General features: G+C 63.3%; 25 protein-coding genes and 1 riboswitch. Of the genes, 8 read left to right on the top strand and 17 right to left on the bottom strand.

What is annotated here, in order from left to right:
* Nucleotides 1–6 precede the first annotated feature (6 nt).
* The 5 genes from P9220_RS03260 to P9220_RS03240 are packed head-to-tail and all read right to left on the bottom strand — an operon-like array spanning nt 7 to nt 4944.
* Nucleotides 7–684: an SDR family oxidoreductase gene (locus P9220_RS03260; RefSeq protein WP_309763563.1), complete on the bottom strand. Its 678-nt coding sequence runs from the start codon at nt 682–684 to the stop codon at nt 7–9.
* Nucleotides 685–705: 21 nt separating this feature from the next.
* Nucleotides 706–1899, bottom strand: coding sequence for an acetyl-CoA C-acetyltransferase (locus tag P9220_RS03255; protein ID WP_309763562.1), 1194 nt, complete (start codon nt 1897–1899; stop codon nt 706–708).
* Nucleotides 1892–2668 carry a carbonate dehydratase gene (gene can, locus P9220_RS03250; RefSeq protein ID WP_309763561.1) on the bottom strand — a complete coding sequence of 259 codons (777 nt, stop codon included), beginning with the start codon at nt 2666–2668 and terminating at the stop codon, nt 1892–1894. Before can ends, P9220_RS03255 begins: the two co-directional genes overlap by 8 nt.
* A 48-nt stretch (nt 2669–2716) precedes the next feature.
* A complete protein-coding gene (aceK, locus tag P9220_RS03245) occupies nt 2717–4510 on the bottom strand; it encodes a bifunctional isocitrate dehydrogenase kinase/phosphatase (RefSeq protein ID WP_309763560.1) in 1794 nt (597 codons plus the stop codon).
* An 11-nt stretch (nt 4511–4521) separates the two neighbouring features.
* Nucleotides 4522–4944 carry a MerR family DNA-binding transcriptional regulator gene (locus P9220_RS03240; protein ID WP_309763559.1) on the bottom strand — a complete coding sequence of 141 codons (423 nt, stop codon included), beginning with the start codon at nt 4942–4944 and terminating at the stop codon, nt 4522–4524.
* 104 nt (nt 4945–5048) lie between these two features.
* Here P9220_RS03240 and P9220_RS03235 point away from each other — a divergent pair, with 104 nt between their 5' ends.
* Complete coding sequence (locus P9220_RS03235) at nt 5049–6122, top strand: MBL fold metallo-hydrolase (RefSeq protein ID WP_309763558.1); 1074 nt, start codon at nt 5049–5051, stop codon at nt 6120–6122.
* 9 nt (nt 6123–6131) lie between these two features.
* On the opposite strand, the gene P9220_RS03230 is transcribed toward P9220_RS03235, so the two are convergent.
* On the bottom strand, nt 6132–7739 hold the full coding sequence (locus tag P9220_RS03230) for an ABC transporter substrate-binding protein (RefSeq protein ID WP_309763557.1): 1608 nt from the start codon (nt 7737–7739) through the stop codon (nt 6132–6134).
* Between the two features lie 196 nt (nt 7740–7935).
* Nucleotides 7936–8108: riboswitch (yybP-ykoY riboswitch) on the top strand.
* A gap of 106 nt (nt 8109–8214) precedes the next feature.
* Here P9220_RS03230 and P9220_RS03225 point away from each other — a divergent pair.
* Complete coding sequence (locus P9220_RS03225) at nt 8215–9225, top strand: sodium:calcium antiporter (RefSeq protein WP_309763556.1); 1011 nt, start codon at nt 8215–8217, stop codon at nt 9223–9225.
* Between the two features lie 123 nt (nt 9226–9348).
* Here the strand turns inward: P9220_RS03225 and P9220_RS03220 are convergent, their stop codons facing one another.
* The 5 genes from P9220_RS03220 to P9220_RS03200 all read right to left on the bottom strand — a co-directional run bounded on the left by P9220_RS03220 (nt 9349) and on the right by P9220_RS03200 (nt 15583).
* Nucleotides 9349–9648 (bottom strand): flagellar protein FliT, encoded by a 300-nt coding sequence (locus P9220_RS03220; RefSeq protein ID WP_309763555.1) that lies wholly within the window; start codon nt 9646–9648, stop codon nt 9349–9351.
* 22 nt (nt 9649–9670) lie between these two features.
* Nucleotides 9671–11122, bottom strand: a complete 1452-nt coding sequence (fliD, locus tag P9220_RS03215) for a flagellar filament capping protein FliD (RefSeq protein ID WP_309763554.1) — start codon at nt 11120–11122, stop codon at nt 9671–9673.
* A 149-nt stretch (nt 11123–11271) separates the two neighbouring features.
* A complete protein-coding gene (locus tag P9220_RS03210) occupies nt 11272–12096 on the bottom strand; it encodes a flagellin domain-containing protein (protein ID WP_309763553.1) in 825 nt (274 codons plus the stop codon).
* Between the two features lie 226 nt (nt 12097–12322).
* On the bottom strand, nt 12323–14737 hold the full coding sequence (locus P9220_RS03205; RefSeq protein ID WP_309763552.1) for an HAD family hydrolase: 2415 nt from the start codon (nt 14735–14737) through the stop codon (nt 12323–12325).
* 48 nt (nt 14738–14785) lie between these two features.
* Nucleotides 14786–15583, bottom strand: coding sequence for a class I SAM-dependent methyltransferase (locus tag P9220_RS03200; protein ID WP_309763551.1), 798 nt, complete (start codon nt 15581–15583; stop codon nt 14786–14788).
* Between the two features lie 206 nt (nt 15584–15789).
* Here P9220_RS03200 and P9220_RS03195 point away from each other — a divergent pair, with 206 nt between their 5' ends.
* Nucleotides 15790–16740, top strand: a complete 951-nt coding sequence (locus P9220_RS03195) for an aldo/keto reductase (RefSeq protein ID WP_309763550.1) — start codon at nt 15790–15792, stop codon at nt 16738–16740.
* A 356-nt stretch (nt 16741–17096) separates the two neighbouring features.
* The gene (rpsU, locus tag P9220_RS03190) at nt 17097–17309 is read left to right on the top strand and encodes a 30S ribosomal protein S21 (protein ID WP_035942296.1); all 213 of its coding nucleotides are present in this window, start codon (nt 17097–17099) and stop codon (nt 17307–17309) included.
* A 115-nt stretch (nt 17310–17424) separates the two neighbouring features.
* Here the strand turns inward: rpsU and P9220_RS03185 are convergent, their stop codons facing one another.
* The 3 genes from P9220_RS03185 to P9220_RS03175 all read right to left on the bottom strand — a co-directional run bounded on the left by P9220_RS03185 (nt 17425) and on the right by P9220_RS03175 (nt 19283).
* Nucleotides 17425–17802: a hypothetical protein gene (locus P9220_RS03185; protein WP_309763549.1), complete on the bottom strand. Its 378-nt coding sequence runs from the start codon at nt 17800–17802 to the stop codon at nt 17425–17427.
* A gap of 15 nt (nt 17803–17817) precedes the next feature.
* Complete coding sequence (locus tag P9220_RS03180) at nt 17818–18243, bottom strand: hypothetical protein (RefSeq protein WP_309763548.1); 426 nt, start codon at nt 18241–18243, stop codon at nt 17818–17820.
* 434 nt (nt 18244–18677) lie between these two features.
* Entirely contained in the window at nt 18678–19283 is a 606-nt protein-coding gene (locus P9220_RS03175) for a DNA-3-methyladenine glycosylase I (RefSeq protein WP_309763547.1), read from the bottom strand.
* A gap of 110 nt (nt 19284–19393) precedes the next feature.
* On the opposite strand from P9220_RS03175, the gene P9220_RS03170 reads away from it, so the two are divergent.
* Nucleotides 19394–20323: a BadF/BadG/BcrA/BcrD ATPase family protein gene (locus P9220_RS03170; RefSeq protein ID WP_309763546.1), complete on the top strand. Its 930-nt coding sequence runs from the start codon at nt 19394–19396 to the stop codon at nt 20321–20323.
* Nucleotides 20324–20350: 27 nt separating this feature from the next.
* The gene (locus tag P9220_RS03165) at nt 20351–21178 is read left to right on the top strand and encodes a Cof-type HAD-IIB family hydrolase (RefSeq protein ID WP_309763545.1); all 828 of its coding nucleotides are present in this window, start codon (nt 20351–20353) and stop codon (nt 21176–21178) included.
* A gap of 51 nt (nt 21179–21229) precedes the next feature.
* Here the strand turns inward: P9220_RS03165 and P9220_RS03160 are convergent, their stop codons facing one another.
* From P9220_RS03160 to P9220_RS03150, 3 genes are all read right to left on the bottom strand, one after another.
* Nucleotides 21230–21523 carry a PXPV repeat protein gene (locus tag P9220_RS03160; RefSeq protein WP_309763544.1) on the bottom strand — a complete coding sequence of 98 codons (294 nt, stop codon included), beginning with the start codon at nt 21521–21523 and terminating at the stop codon, nt 21230–21232.
* Nucleotides 21524–21830: 307 nt separating this feature from the next.
* On the bottom strand, nt 21831–22559 hold the full coding sequence (gene aqpZ, locus P9220_RS03155) for an aquaporin Z (protein ID WP_309763543.1): 729 nt from the start codon (nt 22557–22559) through the stop codon (nt 21831–21833).
* A 209-nt stretch (nt 22560–22768) separates the two neighbouring features.
* Complete coding sequence (locus P9220_RS03150) at nt 22769–23830, bottom strand: glycosyltransferase family 4 protein (protein ID WP_309763542.1); 1062 nt, start codon at nt 23828–23830, stop codon at nt 22769–22771.
* 679 nt (nt 23831–24509) lie between these two features.
* Here P9220_RS03150 and flhD point away from each other — a divergent pair.
* Both flhD and motA read left to right on the top strand, forming a co-directional pair.
* Nucleotides 24510–24815, top strand: a complete 306-nt coding sequence (gene flhD / locus P9220_RS03145; RefSeq protein WP_309763541.1) for a flagellar transcriptional regulator FlhD — start codon at nt 24510–24512, stop codon at nt 24813–24815.
* Between the two features lie 161 nt (nt 24816–24976).
* On the top strand, nt 24977–25837 hold the full coding sequence (gene motA / locus P9220_RS03140) for a flagellar motor stator protein MotA (protein WP_309763540.1): 861 nt from the start codon (nt 24977–24979) through the stop codon (nt 25835–25837).
* Nucleotides 25838–25843: the final 6 nt, after the last annotated feature.

The following is a 25843-nucleotide window of genomic DNA, read 5'->3' as shown; positions in this document are numbered from 1 at the left end:
GTGAAGTTACCAGTCGAGCTTCGTGCCGTCGTACTGAATGAAGCGGCCGTTGAAGTCGTCGCGCAGTGCGCGCGCTTCGGCGATCACCGCGCGCATGCCGGTGACGCTGCGCGCCACGTCGATTGCGGCCGACGGCCCGCCCATCTCCGTTCGCACCCAGCCGGGATGCAGCGCAATGCACGCGGAGTGCCGCGACTCCAGCGACGCCACCTTGATCGCGGAATTGAGCGCCGCCTTGCTCGCGCGATACAGCCAGCCGGTCGTGCCGCTCGCCTCGCTGATGCTGCCCATCTTGCTCGACACGACGGCGAGCACGCCATGCGCGGCATCGGTGAGTGGCAGCAACACGGGGATGAGTTGCATCGGGCCGCGCACGTTGGTGTGCATCACATCGTCGAAATCGTCGTTGCTCGGGGTTTCGACGCCTTCGGTGCGCGGGCCGTACACGCCCGACACGATGATCGCGACATCGAGCCGCTCTTCGTCGAGTTGCCACGCGAGCGCGGCGATCTGCTCAGGCTGCGTGACATCGAGCGAGAAGGTTTGCGCGCCGAGCGCGTCCAGCGCTGAAAGCGCGGATTTGTCGCGCGCGGTGGCCAGCACGCGCCAGCCGTCGCGGCAATACTCGCGCGCGAACTCATGGCCGATGCCGCGCGATGCGCCGATGATGAGAGCGGTCTTCATGGTGGTGGTCAGTGGGTGGCCTCAGATCAGTTCGATACCCATCGCCGTCGCCTCGCCGCCGCCGATGCACAACGTTGCCACGCCGCGCTTCAGCCCGCGCGTGCGCAACGCGCCGATCAGCGTGACGAGAATCCGCGCGCCCGACGCGCCGATCGGATGCCCGAGCGCGCAAGCGCCGCCGTTCACGTTGACCTTGTCGTGCGGGAGATCGTGTTCGCGCATGGCGGCCATCGTCACGACGGCGAATGCCTCGTTGATCTCGTAGAGATCGACATCGCTCGCGCGCCAGCCGTTCTTTTCGAAGAGTTTCGCGATTGCGCCGACGGGCGCCGTCGTGAACAACGCGGGCTGCTGCGCGAACGTGCTGTGCCCGGCGACACGCGCAATCGGCGTCGCGCCGAGGCGCTTCGCGGTCGATTCGCGCATCATCACGAGCGCCGCCGCGCCATCCGATATCGACGATGAATTCGCCGCCGTCACCGTGCCGTCCTTCGCGAACGCGGGCTTGAGCGACGGAATCTTTTCGATGTTCGCCTTGAACGGCTGCTCGTCGCGCGCGATGCGTGTCTCGCCCTTCCTGCCCTGCACCGTGACCGGCGCAATTTCCCATTCGAACGATCCGTCCTCGTTCGCGCGTTGCGCGCGCCGCAGGGATTCGACCGCGAACGCATCCTGCGATTCACGCGAGAACGCATAAGACGACGCGCACTGCTCCGCGAACGTGCCCATCAGCCGGCCTTTTTCGTAGGCGTCTTCGAGGCCGTCGAGGAACATGTGATCCATCACCTGGCCGTGTCCCATGCGCATCCCGCCGCGCGCCTTCGGCAGCAGATACGGCGCGTTCGTCATGCTTTCCATGCCGCCCGCGACGATCACGTTTGCCGAGCCCGCGAGCAGCATGTCGTGCGCGAACATCGCGGCGCGCATGCCGGAGCCGCACATCTTGTTGATCGTCGTGCAGCCGGTGGACAGCGGCAAGCCCGCGCCGAGCGCCGCCTGGCGGGCGGGCGCCTGGCCCTGGCCCGCGGGCAGCACGCAGCCCATGATCGCTTCGTCGATCTCCTCCGGTGCGAGGCCCGCGCGTTCGACTGCCGCGCCGATCGCCGCTGCGCCGAGCTGCGGCGCGGTCATTGCAGCGAAGTCGCCCTGGAACGCGGCCATCGGCGTGCGCGCAGCCGCGACGATGACGACTGCATCGTTACCTGTCTCACTCATGTTTTAGCTCCTTGATGACGCCCTGAATGACGGCGGGAACATCGCCGAGCCGCGCCGCATCCGACGCGATCACGTCGTTCTCCGCTGCGTGTGCGCCGTCGCGCGTCAACGCGGCGAGGCACGATTGATATGTCGGGTCCACCGCTTCATGCGAACTGATCATCATGCCCATGTTGCGCAGACGGCCATCGTGGACGCCGTAGGTCCAGCCGTGAATCGTGAGGTCCTGTCCGCGCGCCCAGGCGTCGTTGACGACGGTCGTGCGGCATACGTTCAGCGTCTGCTCGATGGTGTTCAATTCCACGAGCCGGCGATGCCGCGCTTCGCCCATCGGCCATTCGTCGAGCAGCGCGGCGTGCTTCTCGCGCACGTCTTCCACGTGACGCAGCCAGTTGTCCGCGAGACCCACGCGCCGTCCGACGAGCGCCGCGCCCACGCCCGAGCAGCCGTAATGGCCGACGACCATGATGTGCTTCACCTTCAGCAGATCGACGGCGAATTGAATCACCGACAGCGCGTTGAGGTCCGAGTGCACGACCACGTTCGCGATATTCCGATGCACGAACACTTCGCCCGGCGGCAAGCCGATGATCTGGTTGGCCGGCACGCGCGAATCGGAGCAGCCGATCCACAGGTATTCCGGCGCCTGCTGATGCGCGAGCCGCTCGAAGAATTCCGCGTCCTCGGCGAGCTTGCGCGTGACCCAGCTCTGGTTGTTGTCCAAGAGATGGGCGAGGGGATGAGCGGCGTCGTTGTTTCGGTCAGTCATGTTCGTTTGCTGTGTTGCGTGTTGCATGTTTCGAGGATGCGCCGCGACTCACGCGGCGCGTGCGGATGCCTTGTCGAATCGGTCCGGGTAACGGACGCAGAAACGGATGGCTCCGTCGTAGGGGAAAAAATCGGCGAGTTCGCCTCGCAGCAATTGCTCCTTGTGACGCTGCCATAGCGCAGGGTCGAAGAAATCCGCGTGATGACGCATAAATGCTTCGCGCACGCGCGGATCGCCGAGCAGGAACGTGCCGTACGTTTCGGGAAAGATATCGTGCGGCCCGACGGTATACCACGGCTCGCCCGACAGTTCGTCTTCCTCGTTGCGCGGCGGCGGCACGCGGCGCACGTTGCAATCGGTCAGGTACTCGATCTCGTCGTAATCGTAGAACACCACGCGGCCATGACGCGTCACGCCGAAGTTCTTGTACAGCATATCGCCGGGAAAGATGTTGGCCTGGATCAACTGCTTGATCGCATCGCCGAATTCCTTGATGCCGTGATCGATGTCATCGGCGTTGCCGTTCTGCAGGAAAAGGTTGAGCGGCACCATGCGCCGCTCGATATACACATGTCGAATGACCAGCTTGTCGCCTTCGTATTCGATCATGGATGGCGCTTCCTTCTCCAGTTCGCGGATCAGCGAATGATCGAGCCGCGCGAGCGGCAGCGCGACGCTGGAATATTCGAGCGTATCGGCCATGCGGCCCAGCCGGTCGTGGCGTTTCACGAGCAGGTACTTGTCCTCGATCTTCGCGCGCGTGGTGTCTTTCGGCGGCGGAAACGCATCCTTGATGAGCTTGAACACATAAGGAAACGACGGCAGCGTGAACACGATCATCACGAGACCCTTGATGCCCGGCGCGATGATGAACTGATCGCTCGAATGCTTCAGGTGATGCAGCAGGTCGCGATAGAAGAGGTTCTTGCCCTGCTTCTGAAGCCCCAGCGACGTATAGATTTCCGCGTTCGGCTTCGCCGGCATGATGCTGCCCAGAAACTGCACGTAGGCCGACGGCACTTCCATGTCGACGAGAAAATACGAATGCGAAAAGCTGAAGATGATGAGCAGTTGCTGGCGCTCGAGCAGCACCGTATCGAGCGCGAGCAGGCCGGGGCGGGTGTGACGGACGGCGATGGCGAAAGGCAGCAGCGAATCGCCGTGAATGATGCGCCCGACGATATACGCCGCCTTGTTGCGAAAGAACAGCGACGACAGCACGTGAATCTGGAAATTCGGCGCGGGCGCGAAGTCGCCGAAGGTGTCTCTCAGCGATTGCATCACGCATTGCACGTCGCGCGTCAGGTCTTCGAACGGCGGCTGCAACTGGAAGTTGGTGACGATGCGTTCGAGGGTGGCGGCCAGGCCGTCCTTGTCCGGGTAATACGCGCGGTATGTCGGCTTCGCGGCGGGCTCGTCGTTCTCGATGTACTCGGTCGAGATGGCCGGCCGCACGAAGATGAAGTCGTTGTTGAAGTACGAGCGATGCAGGATCTTGCAGCACACCGAGTTGAAGAAGGTTTCGGCGCACTCCGGCTGGCGGTGCGTCGTCAACAGGCCGATGTAATGCAGCTTGATTTGCTGCCACACGTCGTCGTCGATGTTCTCGGCGTCGTACTCGTCTTCGAGCCGCGCCACGCATTCGTCGACGCGCTCGTCGTACGACGTGATGCGCTCGCGCGCAAGCTGCGAGAGCGCGTGCCAGTCGCCTTGCTCGAACAGCGTCTTCGCCTTGACCGCGGCTTCGCGGAACACGCGGTAGTGCCGGTCGAACCCTTCGAGCAGCGTCTGCGCCACATCGAAGCCGATTTGCGACGAGAGCAGCTTGGGGAAGTGGTTCATGTCGGCTCGCATCAGGCGGCTTTCGACCGGCGCGTCCGCTTGTCGATGCCGGCCGCGAGCAGCGCGCGGCCTTGCTCTTCGTAAGCGGCCAGTTCGGTGAGCGTGGTGTTGAGGTCTTCGAGCTGACGCTGCAGCACTTCCCGATGCGCGGCGATGGTGTCGATGAACGCGCGCAGTTGCGTCGCCGAGCCGGTCGGGGAATCGTAGAGATCGAGCAGCGTGCGAATTTCCGACAGCGTGAAGCCGAGCCGCTTGCCGCGCAATGTGAGCTTCAGCCGCGTGCGGTCGCGCGGCGAATACACGCGGCGCAGGCCGTTCGCGCCTTCGCGTCGCGGTGCGAGAAGGCCCTGATCTTCGTAGAAGCGGATGGCGCGCGGCGTGACGTCGAACTCGCGCGCCAGTTCGGTGATCGTGTAATGCGTGGGCTGAGTCATCTGGAAAGCGCGACGCGCGGACAGGCGTCCAACGATAGAATGACGTTTACGTTATCGTCAACCTCGCCGGATTGCAATGCGGCGAAAATCCCTAAGGCACAACGATGAACGCACTCGAACACCAGCTCGATTATGTATTCGCCGACGAATTGCCCGAGCCGGGCGGCGTGAAGGAAGTGGCGCCTGGCGTCCACTGGCTGCGCATGCCGCTGCCGTTCGCGCTCGATCACATCAATCTCTGGCTTTTGCGCGATGAGATCGACGGCGTGCGAGGCTGGACGGTCATCGATTGCGGCATTGCAAACGACGGCATCCGCGCGAGCTGGGAGCGTGTCTTCGATACCGTGCTCGACGGCCTGCCCGTGTTGCGCGTGATCGTCACGCATTGTCATCCCGACCACCTCGGTCTTGCCGACTGGCTCTGCAATGGCGGCGACCGGCAACGCTGGAACGTGCGGCTCTGGATCTCGCTCGGCGAATACGCGATGGGCCGCGTGATGGCCGCAGGCGACGGTTCCAACGCTGGCGGCGAACGCGCGGCGCGGCATTTCGCGACGCACGGCCTGACCGATGAAGCATCGCTCGAAGCGCTCAAGAAGCGCGACAGCTATTACCCGACGCTCGTGCCTTCCGTGCCGCGTGAGTTTCGCCGTATCCGCGATGGCGATCGCTTGCGCATCGGCGAGCGAGAATGGGAAGTGGTGACGGGCTATGGCCATTCGCCCGAACATAGCGCGTTGTATTGCGCATCGGACACGCTGCTGATTTCCGGCGACATGGTGTTGCCGCGCATCTCGACGAACGTGTCGGTGTTCGCGATCGAGCCGGAAGGCAATCCGCTTGCGCTGTATCTGGAATCGCTCGGCCGCTATGAAGCCATGCCCGCCGATGTCCTCGCGCTTCCGTCGCACGGCAAGCCGTTTCGCGGCGTGCAGACGCGCATCGGGCAACTGAGGGAGCATCATCGCGCGCGGCTGGCGGAAGTGCGGGAGGCGTGCGCCACGAAGCCCTGCAGCGCCGCCGATATCGTGCCCATCATGTTCAAGCGCCAGCTCGATATTCACCAGATGACGTTCGCGCTCGGGGAGGCGCTCGCGCATTTGAATCTGCTCTGGCTCGAGGGCGCGTTGAAGCGTCGGACCGGCGCGGATGGGGTGATGCGGTTCGCGCCGGCGTGACGTCTCCGTTTACTGCACCGAAACCGCCCCGAAATTCTGCCGCCCGAACGGACTCACGTTATACCCGCTGACATTCGCGCGTGTCAGCGCCGCGGCCGTCGGATACACGAGCGGAATCCACAGCGCCTGATCGTGGATGATCTTCTGCGCGTCGACATACGATTTCGTGCGCTTCGCGACATCGGGCGTCGCCTTGCCATCCGCGATCAGCTTGTCGAGCTGCGCATCGCAGAAGCGCGCGAAGTTGATGCCGGACTTCACCGCATTGCAACTGAATAGCGGCGAAAGATAGTTATCCGGATCGCCGTTGTCGCCGGCCCAGCCCATGAACAGCATGTCGTGCTGGCCCTGCTTCGCTTCCTTGATCAGCTCGCCCCATTCGATCACCTTCACCTGCGCCTTCACGCCGATCTTCGCCAGATCGGCCTGAAGCAACTCCGCGCCTGCCTTCGGATTCGGATTCAGTACGCTGCCATTCGGACGCACCCAGATCGTCGTCTCAAAGCCGTTCGGCAGGCCCGCATCGGCAAGCAGCTTCTTCGCGCGATCCGTCGAATAGGGATAAGCCTGCACGCTCTTGTCGTAGCTCCACGTATTCGGCGGATACGGATTCACCGCCGGCGATGCGGTGTTGTCGAACACGGTCTTCATGTACGTCGTGCGATCGAACGCCATGTTCAGCGCCTGGCGCACCTTCGGATTGTCGAGCGGCTTCTTCTGCGTGTTCAGCGCGACGAAGGCCGTCATGAACGCCGGCGTCTCGCTCACCTCGAGCGACTTGTCCCTCTTCGCATCGAGCACGTCCTGCGGCTTCGGCGACAGCGCAATCTGACATTCGCCCGCCTTGATCTTCTGCGCGCGCACCGAGGCATCGGGCGTGATCGCATAGATCAGGCGATCGACCTTCGGCTTCGGTCCCCAGTACGACGGGTTCACGTCGTAGCGGATGACCGCATCCTTCGTGTAGCTCCTGAGCACGAACGGGCCCGTGCCGATGGGCTTGCTGTTGATGTCGAGCTGCCTGTTCTCCTTCAGCAACCGGTCCGCGTACTCGGCCGAATAGATCGATGCGAAGCCCATCGTGAGGATCGGCACGAAGGTCGCGTTCGGCTCGTTCAGTTGGAATTTCACCGTCTGGTCGTCGACCTTCGTTACAGCCTTGATGAGCTTCACGAGGCCCATCGACTGCGCATGTGGAAAGCCGCTTGCGCCCGCCACCTTGTGCCACGGATTGCTGTCCGACAGCATGCGCTCGAACGTGAAAACGACGTCATCCGCGTTGAGCGGGCGCGTGGGCTTGAAGTAGTCGGTGGTCTGGAATTGCACGTTCGGGCGCAGATGGAACGTGTACGTGAGCCCATCGCTCGATACGTCCCACTTCTGCGCAAGCGATGGCGCGACCTTCTTCGCGGCCTCGTCGTACGAGACGAGCGTATTGAAGACGACGTCCGCCGATGCGTTCGTCGTCACGAGGGAATTGAACTGGACGACATCGAAGCCATCCGGACTCGATTCCGTGCATACGGTGAGCGGCTTCGACATCGCGAGGATCGGCGCGGCCACGAGGGCGGCTGCGAGCGCGGCGGTGGCGCGGACTTTGGAGCGGTTGAGGCGCATGGATTCTCCCGTGACTCTCGGTCACACATCGGTTTTCTTGTTGCTCGGGATCTGCCGGGCACGGCGACGCGTGCAAGCGCCGCGCCCGCGCGACAGCTTATCCAACGGCGCGAGCCGTCACAACGAAGCATTGCGCATACCGTTATGCCTCGCGCGGGCGCGCGGCTTGCCGAACCGTGCGCGTCACGCTACACTGGCCCCCGTCTTTGGGGAGTAGCCTTCCTTCGTCTTGCGAAGGAGAACGCGTCAACATCCTCGGCTTTCTCTGCCGTGGCGCGTTCGACCGGTCCGGTTTGGCGAGACCATTGATGCGCTATGTCGTTCCTGGTCGGACGGGCGTGGCGCATCATGGTTCGCTGACGTCCGGCCGTGGAATCATCGTCGTGTCCCCACAATCACAATATTCATTGTTCACCCGCGCTGGCATTCGCACTGGCGCCGCGTCCGCTTTCCATCGTTCGATGCGGGGTGCCGCATGACGATGCTCTTCCTCGAACTCGCATTCATGCTCGCGATCATCCTGATCGCATCCGAACTCTTCACCAACGCGCTCGAACATCTGGGCGAACGGCTCGGCATCTCGGAAGGCGTCACCGGTTCGCTGTTCGCGGCGGTCGGCACGGCATTGCCGGAGACCACCGTGCCGATCATCGCGCTCCTGGGCGGCACCGCGAGCCGCGCGGTCAACGAAGAAATCGGCGTCGGCGCGATTCTCGGCGCACCGCTGATGCTCGCGACACTCTCCACCTGCCTGATGACGCTCGCCATCGTGAAGTCGCGCGGCTTGCGCGGCGTCATCACGCCCGAGCGCAGCGGCTTCACGCGTGACCTCAACTTCTTCCTCGTGGCGTTTTTGATCGCGGCAGGCGCGATGTTCGTGCCGCATCATGCGTGGCAAGTGCGCGCGCTGTTCGCGGGCGGGCTCGTCGTGCTGTACATCATCTATGTCGTCGCGACGTTCCGCGCTTCCGCGAATCTCGTCGAAAGCGGGCACGGCACGGAAGCACCCGAAACGCTCTTTATCTCGCGTCTCGGCCTGAAGACCAGCCTCGGGTCCATCATGCTGCAGTTCCTCGCCGGCATCGTGCTGCTCGTCGGCGGGGCGAAGGGCTTCATTCACGGGGTCGAAGGCGTGTCGCAGGCGCTCGGGGTATCGGCGCTGCTGCTGTCGCTCATCATCATTCCGATCGCTACGGAGCTGCCCGAGAAGGTGAACAGCATCCTGTGGGCGCGGCGCGGCAAGGACACGCTCGCGTTCGGCAACATCACCGGCGCGATGGTGTTTCAGGGGACGCTCTTGCCCGCTATCGGCATCATGCTGACGCCGTGGGAGCCGCGAATCGAAGTGCTGACCGGCGTGCTGATCACGCTTGCGGCGGCGGCGTGGCTGCGTTTTCATGCACGCGGCAATGGCGTCGCGCTCTGGGCGCTGCTGGGCAATGGCGTGCTGTACGCCGCCTATCTGACGCTGACCCTCGGCCGCTAGGCGCGCACTGAGCCCGCAAAAGAAAATGCCCGCGCGAGGCGGGCATCGATGTTCAGGCGGCGCGTCGGACATCGACGCGTTGTTCTTGTTGTTGTTTGTTTATCGGCCCCGATCCGGAAAACTTTAGAGGCGCGCGGCCTGTTGATAGCGGCTCGCCGCGTCGATGCGAGCGGTGGCTTCACGAAAGCCCTCGCCGAGCGACATGCGCGCCGCTTCCGCCGTCTGCATCAGCGAGGCATCGAGCGCCTGAATGTCGCGAGCCGCCTGCAGCGTCGCGGAATCGCGGTCGTTCTGCAACTGCATGATGACCGGCGAGCGCAGTTCGGCCACGCGCGCGGCTTCGATCCAGTCGCCAGCGGCGGCCGCCGCGGCCATCGCGCGGGTCAGCGTCACTGCGTTCGTCAGCAATTCGTGTTGGCTCACATCCGTCTCCGTGCGTCGCGGGTTACTTGTTCGTCGCCAGCGCGCCCGCGCTGTTCGTGCCGCCGAAGAGCTGCGTCAGATACGCGGTGTTGTTCTGCATCGTCGCCATCAGCGTGTTGAGCGCCGTGAATTGCGCGTTGTATTGCGAGGTCAGGCTGTCGGCGTAGGTCTGCAGCTTGGCCGTCTGATCGGTCAGGCTCTTGAGGTCGGCGTTGAGCGCCGTCGTGCGCGTGTCGATGACGCCGCCCGTCTGCAGGAACGTCGTGATCTTCGAGCTGAGCTGCTTGCCGATGCCGTTCGTCTGGCTGAACAACTGCTGCACGCGCGTCGGGCTGTTCGAGAGCGCGGTCGAGAGCTTGGAGTCGTCGATCGACAGCGTGCCGTCGTCCTGAAGGTCGATGCCGATCGAAGCCAGGTTCGTGGTCGTCGACGTCGATCCGGAGCCGGACGTCACACCGCTCGTGACGATGTTCGCGAGCGTGCTTCTGATCGTCTGCAGCATCGAATCGCCGAGCAGTGCGCCGCCTTGCGAGCCGGCGGCTTTCGTCGAGTCGAAAGTGGACAGCGCCGCAGCCTGGCTCACGAAGGAGTTGTAGGAATCGACGAACGCCTTGATCGTGCTCTTTTCCGTGGTCGTGTCGGACGCCACGGTCAGCGTTTGCGTGCTGCCCGCCGCAGCCGACGCGAGATTGAGCGTCACGCCGCCGATGGCCGTCGTGAGTGTGTTCGTCGAGCTCGTGACCGCGGTGCCGTCGACCGTCAGCGACGCATCCTGCGCCTTCGACGTTTCCGTGAAATTGCTGCTGCCCGCGCTGTACGAAAGCGATGAATCGACGCCCGCGCCCGCAGTCACCGAGATCGTGTTCGCCGCGCCCGTGGTCTTCGAGGCGAGCACGAGGTGCTGGCCGTCCGTGCCGGTCACGATGGTCGCGCTGATGCCGGGGTTGTCGTTCGCCGAGTTGATCGACGATGCGATGCTCGCGAGCGTGTTGGTGCCGTCGAGCGTGACGTTCATCGAACTGGATCCGAGACTCAGCGTGAGCGTGCCGGCGCCGAAGGTGTCGGTGGCCGCGTGCGCCGTCGATGAAATCTTCTGCGCGCTCGCCACGTTGTTGACCTTGATCTCATACGAACCGGCGACCGCGCTCGTGCCGGCGGTGGCGGTCAGTCCGCTGCCGCTGGCCGTCGCCGTGTACGCTGCGAGCCCCGTGCCGTCGGACAGGCTGGAAAGGGACGATTGCAGCGAGGAGAGCGCGGACTTGATCTGCGACACGGCGGACAACAGCGTGTTGTCGCTCGCCGTCTTCTTCGCGATCTGCGTGGCCTGGCCCGTCGTCTTGGCGGTGACGATCGAGGAGACGAGCGTGGAGACGTCGAGCGAGGAATTGGTCGCGCCGCTGATGATGGACTGCGCGGCAGCGGCCAGCGTGGCGCTGATGTCGGTCGAACTCGTGGTCGAGGTGGTGGTGGTCATCGGATGCTCCGGACGGACTGCCTATATGTTGCGAGCTTTCGTGAGCGGCGCGGGGTACGTCTTTGCGCGCCGCTAACGAAAGCTGGGAGGCAAGCCTCCCAGTCGCGCACTGAACCCCGCCAGAACGCAGCGGGGTGAGTGAAGGTGCTTTAGCCGAGGAGCTTCAGCACTTGCTGCGGCATCGAGTTCGCTTGCGCCAGAACCGAGATACCGGCTTGCTGCAGCACTTGCGCCTTCGACAGGTTCGCGGTTTCTTGTGCGAAGTCTGCGTCGGTGATCGCCGATTGTGCCGAGCTCAGGTTGGTCGACTGCGATTGCAGGCTGGAGACAGCCGACGTGAAGCGGTTCTGCTCAGCGCCGAGCGTCGATTGCAGCGTGTTGACCGTGTCGAGCGCGGTGTCGACATAGCCGATCACGTTTTGCGCGCCGCTTGCCGTCGAGATGTCCACGCTCACCGAACCGAACAGGCCGGTCGAGCCCATCGAAACGCTGCCGAAGTCGACGCTCAGCGTCTGGTTCGCCACTGCGCCGATCTGGAACGACACCGACGAAACCGAACCCGACAGCATGGCCTGGCCGTTGAACGTGGTCTGGTTCGCGACGCGATCCAGTTCGCCGAGACGCTGGCTCACTTCCGTCTGGAGGTAGCCGCGCTGCGTGTCGGACAGCGAGCCGTCAGCAGCCTGAACGGCGAGCTGGCGGATACGTTGCAGGTTGTCCGTCGTGGAGCTGAGGCCGCCCGATGCCGTCTGGATCATCGAGATTGCGTTGTTTGCGTTCGACACGCCCTGGTTCAGCGCGTTGACGTACGACGTCATGTTCGTCGAAATCGCGAGACCTGCTGCATCGTCAGCCGCGCTGTTGATGCGCTTGCCCGACGAAAGGCGGTTGATTGCCGACGACAGGGCGCTTTGCGAACCAGCCAGGTTCTTTTGCGTAGCTTGCGACAGCGTGTTGGTATTGATGTTCAACATGGCTTGTTTTCCCTCTTTAAAGTATGGCGTCTTTAACGCCTACATCAGTTACGGCGTCGCGCTGTTTTGGAACTTACGCTGACCGCCTTACCTTAGGTTATCGGGCTGCCCGAAAAAAACTTTAGGGCTTATGCACCGGGTCTTTTCGATCGGCCGGGAAGGCTTGCGCGACAAGGCTTTTGGCCTTCTTGCGACGGCTTTCCCGACTGCGGTCGACGAATAAAAACTACAAAGCGTGAGCCATTTGCGTGGCGGCGGCTTTAGCAAGCGGACGGAAAATCAGCCGTACCACTTGCTGAGATTGTTCCTTTGCCGCCGGCAGATAAATAAGTCCGTTCGGTGAAACCTGATAAATGCCCGGTTCACGTTCTTCCATGCCGTCGAGAATGATCTCGGTGCCGGCTTCCAAAGCGCGCTGGCGATCGAATTCGGAACTCGAATCCAGATACTCGGCGGAGAATGTCGTCGCCGATTCGAGCTGCATCCAGCTCAGCTCGCGGCCGATCATCAACGCGGTGTCGAATTGCGAACGCGGCAGGACGACCGAATAGAAGCCGTCGTAAGTCGCGCGCGCCGAGACGCTCTGCGTCGCGCTTTCGTTGCCGCGCACGAACAGCGCGGGGACATCGATGCGCCGGTACGAGGTATCGTCGACCGTGAAGTCGAGGCGGTGACGGCGAATCGACATCAGGAAGATCGCCTGGTCGATGCCCGCGTAACGCATCTCCGACGGATACCCGGTCCGGAAGCCCTTGCCGATGCTGCGCATATAGAACGGGCCGCGCTGGCGCAGGCCCTTGATGCCCGCGTCGACGTTGGCTACATCGAACGCGATATCGGTGCCGACGTTCAGCTCGAAGAGCGATCTCGCGCTGCGCTCGATTTCCTCGTGCTCGGGCAGATAGACGAGCCGCGCCAGTTCGATAGCCGCGACCACGCGCAGCCGTTCGGGCGTGAGCGCCGGCAAATGAATGGCGGGCGTCGCCTCGACATCGCGAATGAACTGCAGACACGCTTGCTGGATCGCGTGCGTCGTTTCGAGCTGCATGCTGCCTTTCTTGACGTCGGCGAGAATCGGCGTGCCGTCCTGTTCGTAGGCGATCACGCTGCCGCAACTGATCGCGCACATCTGCTCGAAATCGCCAATATGCGCGATAAGCGTTTCAACGACGTTCTCCTCGGTCCAGCTTGCATCGATCAGCGCACGGCGGTCGAGATGGGATCCCGGCGAATCGAGCGAGGCGAAGTATCGGCCGATGACATCCACGTCGTAATGGCGCTTGAAGACATCGCGGATGGCGTGCTGAATCGTCCCGTAATAGCCGAGGTCCGCGAGCACCAGCGTGTCACCGCGTTCCAGGCCGACGGTGCGCTGCAGGTGGCGGAAAAGCCGTGCGCGCAGCGCGTTGGACTGGCTCACGATGGTCTTTTGCGTCGCGCGCTCGGCAAGCAGCCTGCGGAACTCGTGCGCCGGGTCCTTCGCCTTCATTGCGCGTGCGAGCACTTTCTTCTTGAGCTCGGGCGGCATCAGCATCTGATCGCAGATGACATAGAGCGGATGCGATGCCGCGTGCTTGCCTGCGTAGCGCTGGATGCTCTCGCCGCTATCGAACGAGACGGCCACGGCGGTGAAGCGGCTCAGATAGACCGGATCGCTCATGGCTTCGTTCGACATGACCTCGCACGCAAGCCGCAGCAAATGGCCGTCGCGCATGAGGAATGCGAACTTGTGCGGCTTGCCGGTCGCGTTCAGCGTGCGGCGCTCGTCGAGGATGAAGCGCGCGAAGCTGTAGACGATCGGGCCCAGCGCCCAGTAGCCGACGCGCTCGTTCGGGTCCTGCCTGCGCGTGAGTTGCTGCGCCTTCAGGCCGTGATAGAGGCTCGGGGCCGCCTGCGTCGAGCGGATGGCCGGAAACAGCAGGCGCGCTGCGATGAGGCGCTGACGCTCGGCCTTCGACGTATCTTCGTCGCGTTGTAAGAGATGCACGCAGCCGATGCCGAGCGACATCGGCGCGGCATAGTCGGCGACCGGGTTGTCGCCCGTATGCAGGATGTCCGCGGCGCTCACGCCCAGCTTCGCCATGATCTTCGGCCACAGCCCGTTCGACTTGCCGAAGCCGAATTCGGAAGAGCAGAAGACGTGGTCGAGCAGCGTTTCGAGTTCAGGCGCGGTCGCGAACAGGATGCGGCGCAGTTGCGCCTCGCTATAGTAAGTATCGCTGACGATCGCGACGGCAAGACCGCGCGCCTTCGCTTCGCGCATCAGCGCGAGCACCGGCTCGAAAGCGAAGCCGATTTCGATCTCCTTCTGAACTTCGCGCTCGGCCAGTTCGCGAACGGTGGACTCGTCCGCGTGCGGCGCGCACACCGCATAGATTTCTTCGAGCGATGCTTCGAACGTGCCGTTCCTGAACGAGCGGTTCGTGCGCGCAGTGGCTTCGGCCTGCGTGCGCACACGAGCGCCGATGCGATGCGCGACGAACAGCGGGTCTTCGGCGAGCGCGTAGTACACATCGATCGGCTCGGCCACGCCGCGCCAGAAGATGGTGTCGAAACAGTCGAAAGTGGCGACCTTGCGGCCGTCGAGTTTGGCGGACCAGGCCGCCATCAGGTCTGCGGCCGGTATGTTGCGGTCGGTCATGTTCAGGATGCTCCTCTGACGCGTGCGGGCGTTGGAATGGTGGACGGATCAGCGCGCGTGCGCGGCGATCACGGTGAGATAGTTCGCGAGGCGGTTCTCTTCGACGCGCGCCAGCAGCGGGTTGTTGTGATACGGCGCGAGAATCTGCGCGATTGCCTCGATGCACGGATGCGTGCGCTCGATCAGCACGGCGAGGCCGAACACGAGCGGAATCACCGCATACACATAGTCGGTATCCGACTGCGCGATGAAATCTTCGAGCGCGGTCAAGACGCCATTGCGCGGGCCGCCTTCGTGGTCGGCATAAGCGAACGATCCTTCCGGCGAGCCGAAGCCGCCACGCACCTTGCCCGGATTGCCGAGCGTCACGCCGTTGCCATAGCTATACGGCTGGCGGAACTCGGCGGGGATCGCGGCGGGGTTGTAGTACTGATCGCGACGGCCGGCGGGCCAGCAGACGTCGTGCATGAAAGCGAGCACCGGCTTGCCGTCGGCGTGCGAGCGTTCTTCGATCAGCCGCAATTCGTTGAAGACCGTGTACCAGTTGTGATCGCCGTCGATGAACCATGCGTCGACATCGGCGATGCGCGGGATCGCGTCATGGCTCGTCGCGCGCTGCAACTCGATATGCCTCGTGCTTTCGATCCACGCGGTCGCTTCCGGGCGCGGCGTCGGATCGATGCAGGTGAGCGTGGCGTCGTGGGCTTCGGCCCAGTCGGACAGAATGCGGGTGTTGCCGCCGAATTCGAGCCCGATTTCCGCGATCTTGCGAGGCGCGCAGATATCGAGGAGTGGAACGGTGATCGGCGCGAACTCGGCCATCGAATAAATCAGCAAATTGCTCATGTGCAAGGGCGTTCGGGCTTCGGAAGACTTTTCTGGACTGAAGCGATGTTAGGTGAAGCCCCGCAAACGAAAGTCTCGAAAAGGGGCCGCTTTTCCCCTCAGTTTTCGTTTTAGTTTTACGTTTGCCGGCTGACGGCGCATGCCTGCAGGCGGCGAGGGCCGCATGTATCATCGGCTGACGCACTTTTCCAACGGAGAGAGGACCCATGCAAACGCGCAGCATCGGCACATCGGATATCAAAGTCGCGCCGCTCGTATTCGGCGGCAACGTCTTCGGCTGGACGGCCGACGAGCGCACGTCGTTCTCCATCCTCGATGCCTTCGTCGATCACGGCCTCAACTTCGTCGATACGGCGGACGTCTATTCCGCATGGGTCGACGGGCATCAGGGCGGCGAGTCCGAAGCGATCATCGGCAAGTGGTTCAGGGAAAGCGGCAAGCGCCACAAGATCGTGCTCGCCACCAAGGTCGGCATGCTCGGCACGCGTGCGGGGCTCTCGGCGGCGAACATCGCGGCGGCCGTCGACGATTCGCTGCGCCGCCTCAAGACCGATTACATCGACGTCTACTTCTCCCATCTCGACGACGACAAGACGCCGCTCGACGAGACGCTCGACGCGTATCAGAAGCTCGTCAAGGCGGGGAAGGTGCGCGTGATCGGCGCGTCGAACTACACGGGCGAGCGGCTGGAAGAGGCGTTGCGGGTCTCGAAGGAATCAGGATTGCCCGCCTATCAGATTCTTCAGCCGGAGTACAACCTGTACGACCGCGAAGGCTATGAAACCGATCTCGAACCGGTCGCGGAAAAACACAAGATTGCGGTCGTCACGTATTTCAGCCTGGCGAGCGGCTTCCTGTCGGGCAAATACCGGTCGAAGGAAGATACGACACAGGCGGCGCGCGGCTCGCGCGTCGAGAAGTATTTGAACGATCGTGGGCTGAATATCGTCGATGCGCTCGTCGAAGTGGCCACGCGCAACAGCACGACGCCCGCGACTGTCGCGCTTGCGTGGATCATCGCGCGGCCGAGCGTGACCGCGCCGATTGCCAGCGCGACGTCGGTCACCCAACTGGAGAGTCTCGCCGCCGCGACGCAGCTGCTGCTCTCGGCGGAAGACCTTAAAACCCTTGACGAAGCCAGCGCCTGGCAGAAATAAATCTGTTGCATCAAAGGCTTGGCGTGCTTCGAAGAGTTGGCAGGGGCGCGGTGTTCTGGTAACATCGCGCCCGAATCGAGAAATGTGCCCGATTTTTGCCTTCGCCGCTGAATATGACAACGTCAAAAGCTGGCGGCGAACGGCTCAGAAATGCGCGTTCAGGTAGCTTCCGCGAACACGCATGCCGCTCTCGCGGCTGAATCTCAACTCTCTCTTTTCCGGCCTCCGTGGCCGCTTTGCTCGTGTCCGCCCGTCGCGCCTTCGAGGTGCGTCATGTCCGGCGGACGATCGGAGTGCCGGCGCGCGGCGGTTTTTCCGTTGCGCACTTGAAAATACGTTTAGCAAACAGGATTCACATGACCACTATCGTCCTCAAAGAAAACGAGCCGTTCGATGTCGCGATTCGTCGCTTTCGCCGTACGATCGAAAAGAACGGCCTGATCGCGGAACTGCGCGAGCGCCAGTCCTACGAAAAGCCGACCACCGCACGCAAGCGCAAGAAGGCCGCGGCTGTTTCGCGTCTGCGCAAGCGCCTGCGTAGCCAGATGCTGCCGAAGAAGATGCACTAAAGCGTCATCGCCGGGGCCGGGCTGAAACCCTGACCGGAACGGCAAAACGGCGGTGCGACCCGAGAGGGCGCACCGCCGTTTCGTTTTTGCGGCGTTATTCGCTGCCGGCAGCGCGTCAGACGAACGCGTGCCGCCTGCCCAGCGCCGCCAGCAGATGCGGCCATTCCTCGACGCTCGCGTCGTCGTGGACCTGCTCCAGTTCGATCAGCAGATCGATGACGTTGGGATCGTACGCATTCACATTCGACGCATAGAGCGCGCGCAGCAGCTTGCCGTCCCGCGCATGCCGATAGTACGAAATGCCGACGCCTTCGAGTTCGGCCTCATAGACGTCGTCGCGGACTAGCGAGCCGATCGCACACTTGTGGCCGTGCGGACTGCGCAGACGGCAGGAGCCGTTGTCATCTTCCGAGACCGCGCGTTGCGCGAGCAGATGCGCAGTGACGCGTTCGTAGATGTCTTGCGGGCTCAGCATCCGGATAGGGCTCAACATACGGCACCCGTGCGCTTATGCAGCCGTTTTCAGGAGCTCGGCCGACAGACCGAATTGCCGCGCGATCGACGTGAGGCGCTCGCGCCATTCCCATTTGCCGAAAACGTCGTGCACGTTCTGCAGGCAAGAAAGCAGTTCGACGGTATTAGGATCGAAGACGTTGATGCGCGCGCGCAGCAGCGCACGCTTGAGCGCCGCGACGCCGGCATCCATGTAGGCCGGCACCGCTTCGGGCGGTTTTGCAAGGTAGCGGATGGGCACGCCTTCCATCGCCGTGACGTAATCGCGCGGCTTGATGTACGTGCCTATCGGGCAGCCGCCGCAGTATCCGCGATAAGCGCCGCCGCCGCGAGGCAGCAAAGCGGCCTGCCCCTGCGCGAAAAGATGCTGTACCGCGTTGTTGAAAATCTCCTGATGCGTCAAGAAGTTCAGGCTTTTCATGATCTTTCTCCCCTGCGCCCCTGCGCAGCGGCCATGCGTTGAGTTTCGAGCAACCTGCACCTGCGGTGTCCGGGCGGCGACATTGCCGTCCGGCTACTGCTTCGAGCACGATGGTTTTCCCGGCCTTGGACACTAACGACCACTTCGAGCGTCCTGTACTCGCGGCGGATCTCTCCACTCAGTGAACGATCCGCACACCGTCAGTTATAACGGTTCGGCTCGGTAAAAAGGTGCGGCAACGCACGCGAGGACGCCATTTTTACACGACGCGCACGATCGTGCAGCGCCGCAGAAGCAGACGAGGCGCCTGACTGCGCGCGGGTCTCGCCTTGCTTCATTGCAATAAAACACGTGCTATCAGGACTTTCCCTCACGACGCGTTTTAGCGTCTCGCATGTTGCCAAAAAGCAAAAATTTGTAGGATCGGACGCGGCCTAATGTCCCGCCCCGGCGGCCGCTTTGCGCTTTGTCCTAGCTTTCGCACGCGACACGCAGTCGGCGGCGTGGTCGTTGACCATGCCGGTTGCCTGCATGAAGGCGTAGCAAATGGTCGTGCCGACGAACTTGCAGCCGTATTGCTTCAGCGCGCGGCTCATGGCGTCGGATTCCGGCGTCGATGCGGGCGTCGGGTTGCTGGCGTCGCGCGGGGTATCGATCGTTTCGCCATCGACGAACGACCACACGAACGCCGCGAATGAGCCGTGTTCGGCCTGGATACGCTGCACCGCGCGAGCATTGAGCACGGCGGACTGGATCTTCGCGCGATTCCGAACGATCCGCGCGTCGCCGACGATCCGCTCGACGTCGGCATCGGTGAAGCGCGCGACCGTGTCGATGTCGAAATCCGCGAACAGCGCGCGATAGCCGTCGCGCTTATTAAGAATGGTCGACCAAGAAAGGCCGGCCTGAGCGCCCTCCAGCACGAGCATTTCGAAGAGGTGGCGGTCGTCGCGCGAAGGCACGCCCCATTCGGTGTCGTGGTAGTGCGCCATGGCCGGCGTCATGGCCCAGGCGCAGCGGATCGGTTCGGTGTCGGTCATTTGGGAATCCTCGTTTTTTGACTGCGCCAGCATAGCCGAACGCCGTTGCCGCATGCCCTTTGCCATTCGGCTAATTGGCGCGCCGCATTCGCGCCGTTATGCTTGCGCCCATGAACACACTGACTTCGCAATTCAATGGATTTCTGCTCGGCATCGACGGCGGCGGAAGCGGCACGCGCGTGATCCTCGCCGATGCAAACGGCGTCGAACTGGCCCGTGCGAGCGGCGGCCCGTCGGGGCTCGGGTTGGGCGTCGAACGGGCGTGGCACGCCATCGGCGATGCCTGCGAGCGCGCGTTCGAAGCCGCCGCGCTGCCTTTCGACTGGCGCGCCTGCTCGATGGGCTGCGGGCTCGCGGGCGTCAACAACGCGCAATGGCTCGCGGCGTTTCTCGACATCGCGCCGCCGTTGCACGCGCTGAGCGTGGAAAGCGACGCGTACACGACCGTCATCGGCGCGCACGCGGGCGAGCCGGGCGTTGTCGTGGCGCTCGGGACGGGCAGCATCGCGGCGTCGCTGGACGAGGGCGGCGTCTGCCATATCGCCGGAGGCTACGGCTTTCCGAGCGGCGACGAAGCCAGCGGCGCGTGGCTCGGCCTGCGCGCGGTCGTCCACCTGCAGCAGGTGCTCGACGGCCGCGCCCCCGCAGACGACTGGTCCCGCGCGCTGCTCGCGCTGACCGGCGCGACGGATCGCGACAGTCTCGTCGTCTGGCTGTGCGCGTCGAATCAGACGGCGTATGCAACGCTCGCGCCGAGCGTCTTCGAGTACAGGCATCATCCGGCAGCTGCCCGATTGCTCGAACAGGCGGGGCGCGAAATTGAACTCCTCGTCGCCGCGCTCGATCCGGCCGGCACGCTGCCGGTTGCGCTGTGCGGCGGACTGGCCGCGCCATACGAACCTTTCGTGCCGGCGCTCGTTCGTGAACGGCTGCGCAAGCCCCGCGCCGATTCCGTCGCGGGCGCGCTGGAACTGGCGCGGCGCGCATCGTTGTCGCCGGGCACGGTCGCGCGGACAGGCGGCCGCGCCGCGATAAAATAGCCAGCTTCGCGCTCAAACAGGGCAGCCATGTATTCGGTCATCGCAACTGATCTCGACGGTACGCTTCTCAACAGCGACCACCAGCTCGATCCTTTCACCGCACAAACGCTGCGCACACTCGCGTCGCGCGGCGTGCCGGTCATCATCGCGACGGGACGGCATTATCGCGATGTCGCCGGTATACGCGACCTGCTCGGCGTCGACGCGTACCTGATCACGTCGAATGGCGCGCGCGTGCACGCACCCGGCGACGAAAACATCTACTCGCGCGATCTCGCGCCGGCTTTCGTGCGTCGTCTGGTGCAGCCGGATGTCGTGGGCGAGCACGGACGCGTGATCGTCAACCTGTTCGCCGACGACGCCTGGCTCATCGACCGCCACGCGCCGGAGCTGCTCGTCTTCCATCAGGATTCCGGCTTCAAGTACGAGGTGATGAACCTGCGCGAGCACGACGGCGAGAACATCGCGAAGGTGCTCTACATCGGCGAGCCGGCGGATCTCGCGTACACCGCCGCGAATCTGAAGCGCGAGTTCGGCGATTCCCTGTACGTCACGTACTCGCTGCCGGACTGCCTCGAAGTGATGACGTCGGATGTATCCAAAGGCCGCGCACTGCGTTACGTGCTCGAGCGGCTGGATATCGATCCCGCGCAGTGCGTCGCGTTCGGCGACAACATGAACGACATCGACTTGCTCGAAACAGCCGGGCATCCGTTCATGATGAACAACGCGAATCCGGACCTGATCGCGCGCTTGCCGAAGGTGCCGCGCATCGGCAACAACTTCGAAGCGGGCGTCGCGCATCAGCTGCGCAAGCTGTTCGATATCCGCGACGCAATCGCTTCGCCGCGGTGATGCTTCGCGAAGCGGCCGGCAATCGGCCGCTTCGCCCGGACCTTCGCGCGATCAGCCGCGGCGGTCCCAGTTGCCCGGCCGGCCATGATCCCAGCGCGCGCGGTTCCAGCGCCCGTTGTCATGGCCGTGGCGACCGTAGTCGCCACGCCAGCGCGGCTCCTCATGTCGCCACACCGGCGAGCGATACACCGGCGCAGCGGGACGCACATACACCGGCGCGGGCGCCGCATAGACCGGCGATCCGAGCGACACGCCGACGTGAAGATCCGTATGCGCCTGAGCGGCCCCGATGGCGCCTGCGACAAGGCCGGTTGCAACGAGCGTTTGAATGACGATGCGCTTCATGGTGTTTCTCCTGGAAGGCGACGTGTGTCGCACGAGTCCAATGTAAGCGCCCGCTGTCTTACACGCTTCGACGACTTGTTACCGTGTGCAAGCCGCGCGTAAGGGCGCAGATGCCGATCGTGAAGCCGCGAGCGCCTTGTCTGGCGGGCCTTCGGCGATGAAGCGCAATGTCTGCGGTGAAGTTATTAAGCGAATTGCGTAATGCGCCATTACATCTGTCGCGCGCTTTTAATGCGAAGTGCGCGACAGTCACGCGCAAAAGGAAACGGGCGCATAAGCGCCCGTTTCGTCGAATGGCTAAAGCAGCTTACTGCGCGACTGCACCGACCTTGCGCGCTTCGGATTCAGAAGTCAGCAGCGGATAAACAATGCCGGCGATAACCGCGCCCACGATCGGCGCAATCCAGAACAGCCAGAGCTGATCCAATGCCCAGCCGCCGACGAAGAACGCCTGGCCCGTCGAGCGCGCCGGGTTCACCGACGTATTCGTGACCGGAATCGAAATCAGGTGGATGAGCGTCAGGCACAGGCCGATGGCGATCGGCGCAAAGCCTTTCGGGGCGCGGTCGTCGGTGGCGCCGAGGATTACGAAGAGGAAGAAGAACGTCATCACGACTTCGCAGACGAGCGCCGCGAACATCGTGTAATGACCCGGCGAGTGCTCGCCGAAGCCGTTTGCCGCAAAGCCGCTTGCAAACAGATCGAAGCCCGGCGCGCCCGTCGCGATGAGCTTCAGCACGAACGCGCCGAGCGTCGCGCCGACGACTTGCGCGACGATGTACGGCGCGAGATCGCGCACCGGAAACCGGCCCGCGACCGTGAGGCCGATGCTGACCGCCGGGTTCAGGTGACAGCCGGAAACGTGGCCGATGGCGTAGGCCATGGTCAGCACGGTGAGGCCGAAGGCGAGCGACACGCCAGCCAGCCCGATGCCGACATGAGGAAAGGCCGCAGCCAGAACGGCGCTGCCGCAACCGCCCAGCACGAGCCAGAAAGTACCGAAAACTTCAGCGCCGAGACGCTTCGACAATTGCATGATCCAGCCCTGTGAAAGATGAAGATCGTTGATTTAACGCAAGAAAGCCGACTGCTTCTGCGGAGCGCAGTTTAAGCGCGGCTCTTTTCTCCAACTGTCAAAAATGGTCGATCGTTGCGCGGATCACAGGGCGCGCGGTTTGTCGGTAAAAAAGAAAATGCCGCCCGAATCGGGCGGCATTCCAGAGTGATGCCGAAAGCGGAAAGGCTTTAGCCCACGACCTGGCGCAACACCGGGCGCTTCGCGGCCTGCAGCATCGACGTGTAGGTGTCGACGTAGTTCTGCGCCATCGTCTTCGCGCTGAAACGGCGTTCGAATTGCGCGCGAATCTCGGTGCGCGACAGTTCGTCGATCCGGTGCAGCGCGCCCACCGCGCCTTGCACGTCTTCGCAGATGAAGCCGGTCACGCCATGATCGATCACTTCCGGCACCGACCCGCGATTGAAAGCGATCACCGGCGTGCCGCAAGCCATCGATTCGATCATCACGAGGCCGAACGGCTCGTTCCAGTCGATCGGGAACAGCAGCGCCTTTGCGCCCGACAGAAACTCCGGTTTCTGCGCCTCGTTGATCTCGCCGATGAACTCGACGTGCGCCTGCGACAGCAGCGGCTCGATGGTCGACTTGAAATAGTCCTGGTCGACCTTGTCCACCTTCGCCGCGATCTTCAGCGGCAGGCCGCTTTGCGCCGCGATCTTGATGGCGAGGTCGGCGCGCTTTTCGGGGCAAATGCGGCCCAGGAACGCGAGATATTCCGGCTTCTTGTGCGGCTGCGGGGTGAGCAGGTCGTCCGGCAGACCGTGGTAAACCGTGTTCAGCCAGTTGGCCTGCGGCAGCGGGCCACGCTGATTATCCGAGATGGAAATGACGTTCGCGTTCGTGAACGTGTTGAAGATCGGCTGAAGTTCGGGCAGATCGAGGCGGCCGTGCAGCGTCGTGACGAACGGCGTATCCATCTGCGAGAACAGCGGGAACGGCATGTAGTCGAGGTGGAAGTGCAGCACGTCGAACTCATGCGCGCGGCGGCGGACCGTTTCCAGCAGCAGCATATGCGGCGCGAGCGGATCGCGGATGGTCGGATCGAGTCGCAGCGCACGCGGCCAGGCCGCTTCGAGGGTCGCACGGGTTTGCGAATCGCCGCTTGCAAACAAGGTTACATCGTGGCCGAGGTCGACGAGCGCATCCGTCAGATAGGACACCACGCGCTCAGTGCCGCCGTAGAACTTCGGGGGGACTGCTTCGTGCAACGGTGCAATTTGTGCGATTCGCATATCGTGGTTCTCCAGTGTGGTCCGCGGCTGGCGGTTCGACGCCTCGGCGGTCCTTGCAAGGCAGCGGCGGAGTGGCGTTTCCGGCGTGACTCCGGCCCTGTGCAAAGCATTCGTATGAACATGCGATGAAGCCGGTCGAACGATGGACGCATGCCTTTCGGACGGGCGGCGCGGCTGCGGCAAGTTCGCCGCTCAGACCACCCGAAATCGGTTCCGGCTCTCGACCGGGTTATCCCTTACGTTCATTATCGGGATCGAGAGCGGCATTTCACGTCATTTTTCAATCGCTTAACGTTGTTACAGCGCGAAACAACGGCTGTTACGAAGTGAGAAATTGCACCGGCCCGAAGCGGTCGGGATGCAGACGACACGCAAGGAGCGCGGCGAGGCGTTCCATAGCACGTTCTGTTCCCGGATAACGCCCTCAAGTTCGCTTAGTTTTCCGCCGATAAACCCTCTGCCGACCAGCAAGCATCACGCTTCTGTACGAATTTTTCCTACACGATCGCGAGCGATATTCCGTCAGCCGGTCGGTATGTATGTCCGATATGCGAGTGAGCCGCGCCGGGCGACAATCGGCCGACACATTATTGCGGGGCCGGATGCGCCGTTTTTTTGACGCATTCGAGCAAACGTTTCCCGCCGGCCTGACCAGCCACGAATCGACTCGGGGAAGAGGATGACGGCCACCAATACGGGCGTGCTCGCGGAGATCCGCGAGGTGAATCTGTCGTACTTGCTGCTCGCGCAGCGGCTGCTGCAGGAAGATCGCGTCGCGGCGATGTTTCGCCTCGGCTTGTCGGAGCGCGTCGCCGAAGTCCTGTCGGCGCTGACGCCGGCGCAGGCGCTGAAGGTAGCGTCGTCGAGCCATCTGCTGTGCCGCTTCCGGTTCGACGATCACGTGGTGCTCTCTTCGCTCGCGGACAAGGGAAAGGCGGCGGCCGTTTCTCAACCCGCCGACGCTCCCGTCGCGCACATCGCCTGAACGCACCGCCGCGCCGACAGCAAGACGGCGCGCGCACCGCCGCGCCATCGCGCCGCACGCCTCGCGGCGCCCCCGCCTCAAAGTTTTCTTCCCTCATGCCGTAAACATCCTTAACCGCGCACTCACGCCGGTCATCCGCATCAGAACCCGAGGACTTGCCCGTGCTGATCTTTGTTGGAACGCTCGTGACCTTGCTGTCCGTTTTCGGCGGTTACGCGCTCGAAGGCGGCCACCTCGGCGCGCTCGTGCAGCCGGTCGAAATCCTGATGATCGCGGGCGCCGGCGTCGGCGCGTTCATCCTCGGCAACGGAATGAAGACGATCAAGGCGACGCTGCTCGTCATTCCTACGCTGTTCAAGGGCTCCAAGTACAACAAGGACGTGTACATGGAGCTGATGGGCCTGCTGTACGTGCTGCTCGCCAAGGCGCGCAAGGAAGGCACGCTCACGCTCGAAGCCGACATCGACGATCCCGGCAAGAGCCCCATCTTCAGCCAGTACCCGAAGATTCTCGCGGACCATCACATCGTCGAATTCATGACGGACTATCTGCGCCTGATGGTCGGCGGCAACATGAATGCGTTCGAAATCGAGAGCCTGATGGACGAGGAGATCGAAACGCATCACGTCGAAGGCGAAGCACCCGCGCAGGCGCTCTCGAAAGTGGGCGATGCGATGCCCGCGTTCGGCATCGTCGCGGCCGTGATGGGCGTCGTGCACACGATGGCGTCCGCCGATCAGCCGCCCGCGATTCTCGGCGAGATGATCGCGCAGGCGCTCGTCGGCACGTTCCTCGGCATCCTGCTGTCGTACGGCTTCATCGCGCCGCTCGCGAACATCGCGGAGCAGCGCGTCGCCGAGCAGACGAAGATGTTCCAGTGCATCAAGGTGACGATCCTCGCGAGCCTCAACGGCTACGCGCCCGCGATCGCAGTCGAGTTCGGCCGCAAGGTGCTGTTCTCGACGGAGCGCCCGTCGTTCTCCGAACTCGAAGAACACGTGCGCCGCGTGAAGGCGAAGTGACGACAT

The sequence above is a fragment of the Caballeronia sp. LZ016 genome, from assembly GCF_031450805.1.
Taxonomy (GTDB): Bacteria; Pseudomonadota; Gammaproteobacteria; order Burkholderiales; family Burkholderiaceae; genus Caballeronia.
The sequence above is the reverse complement of the archived record's forward strand: the minus strand, read 5'-3'. Positions and strand labels throughout refer to the sequence as shown.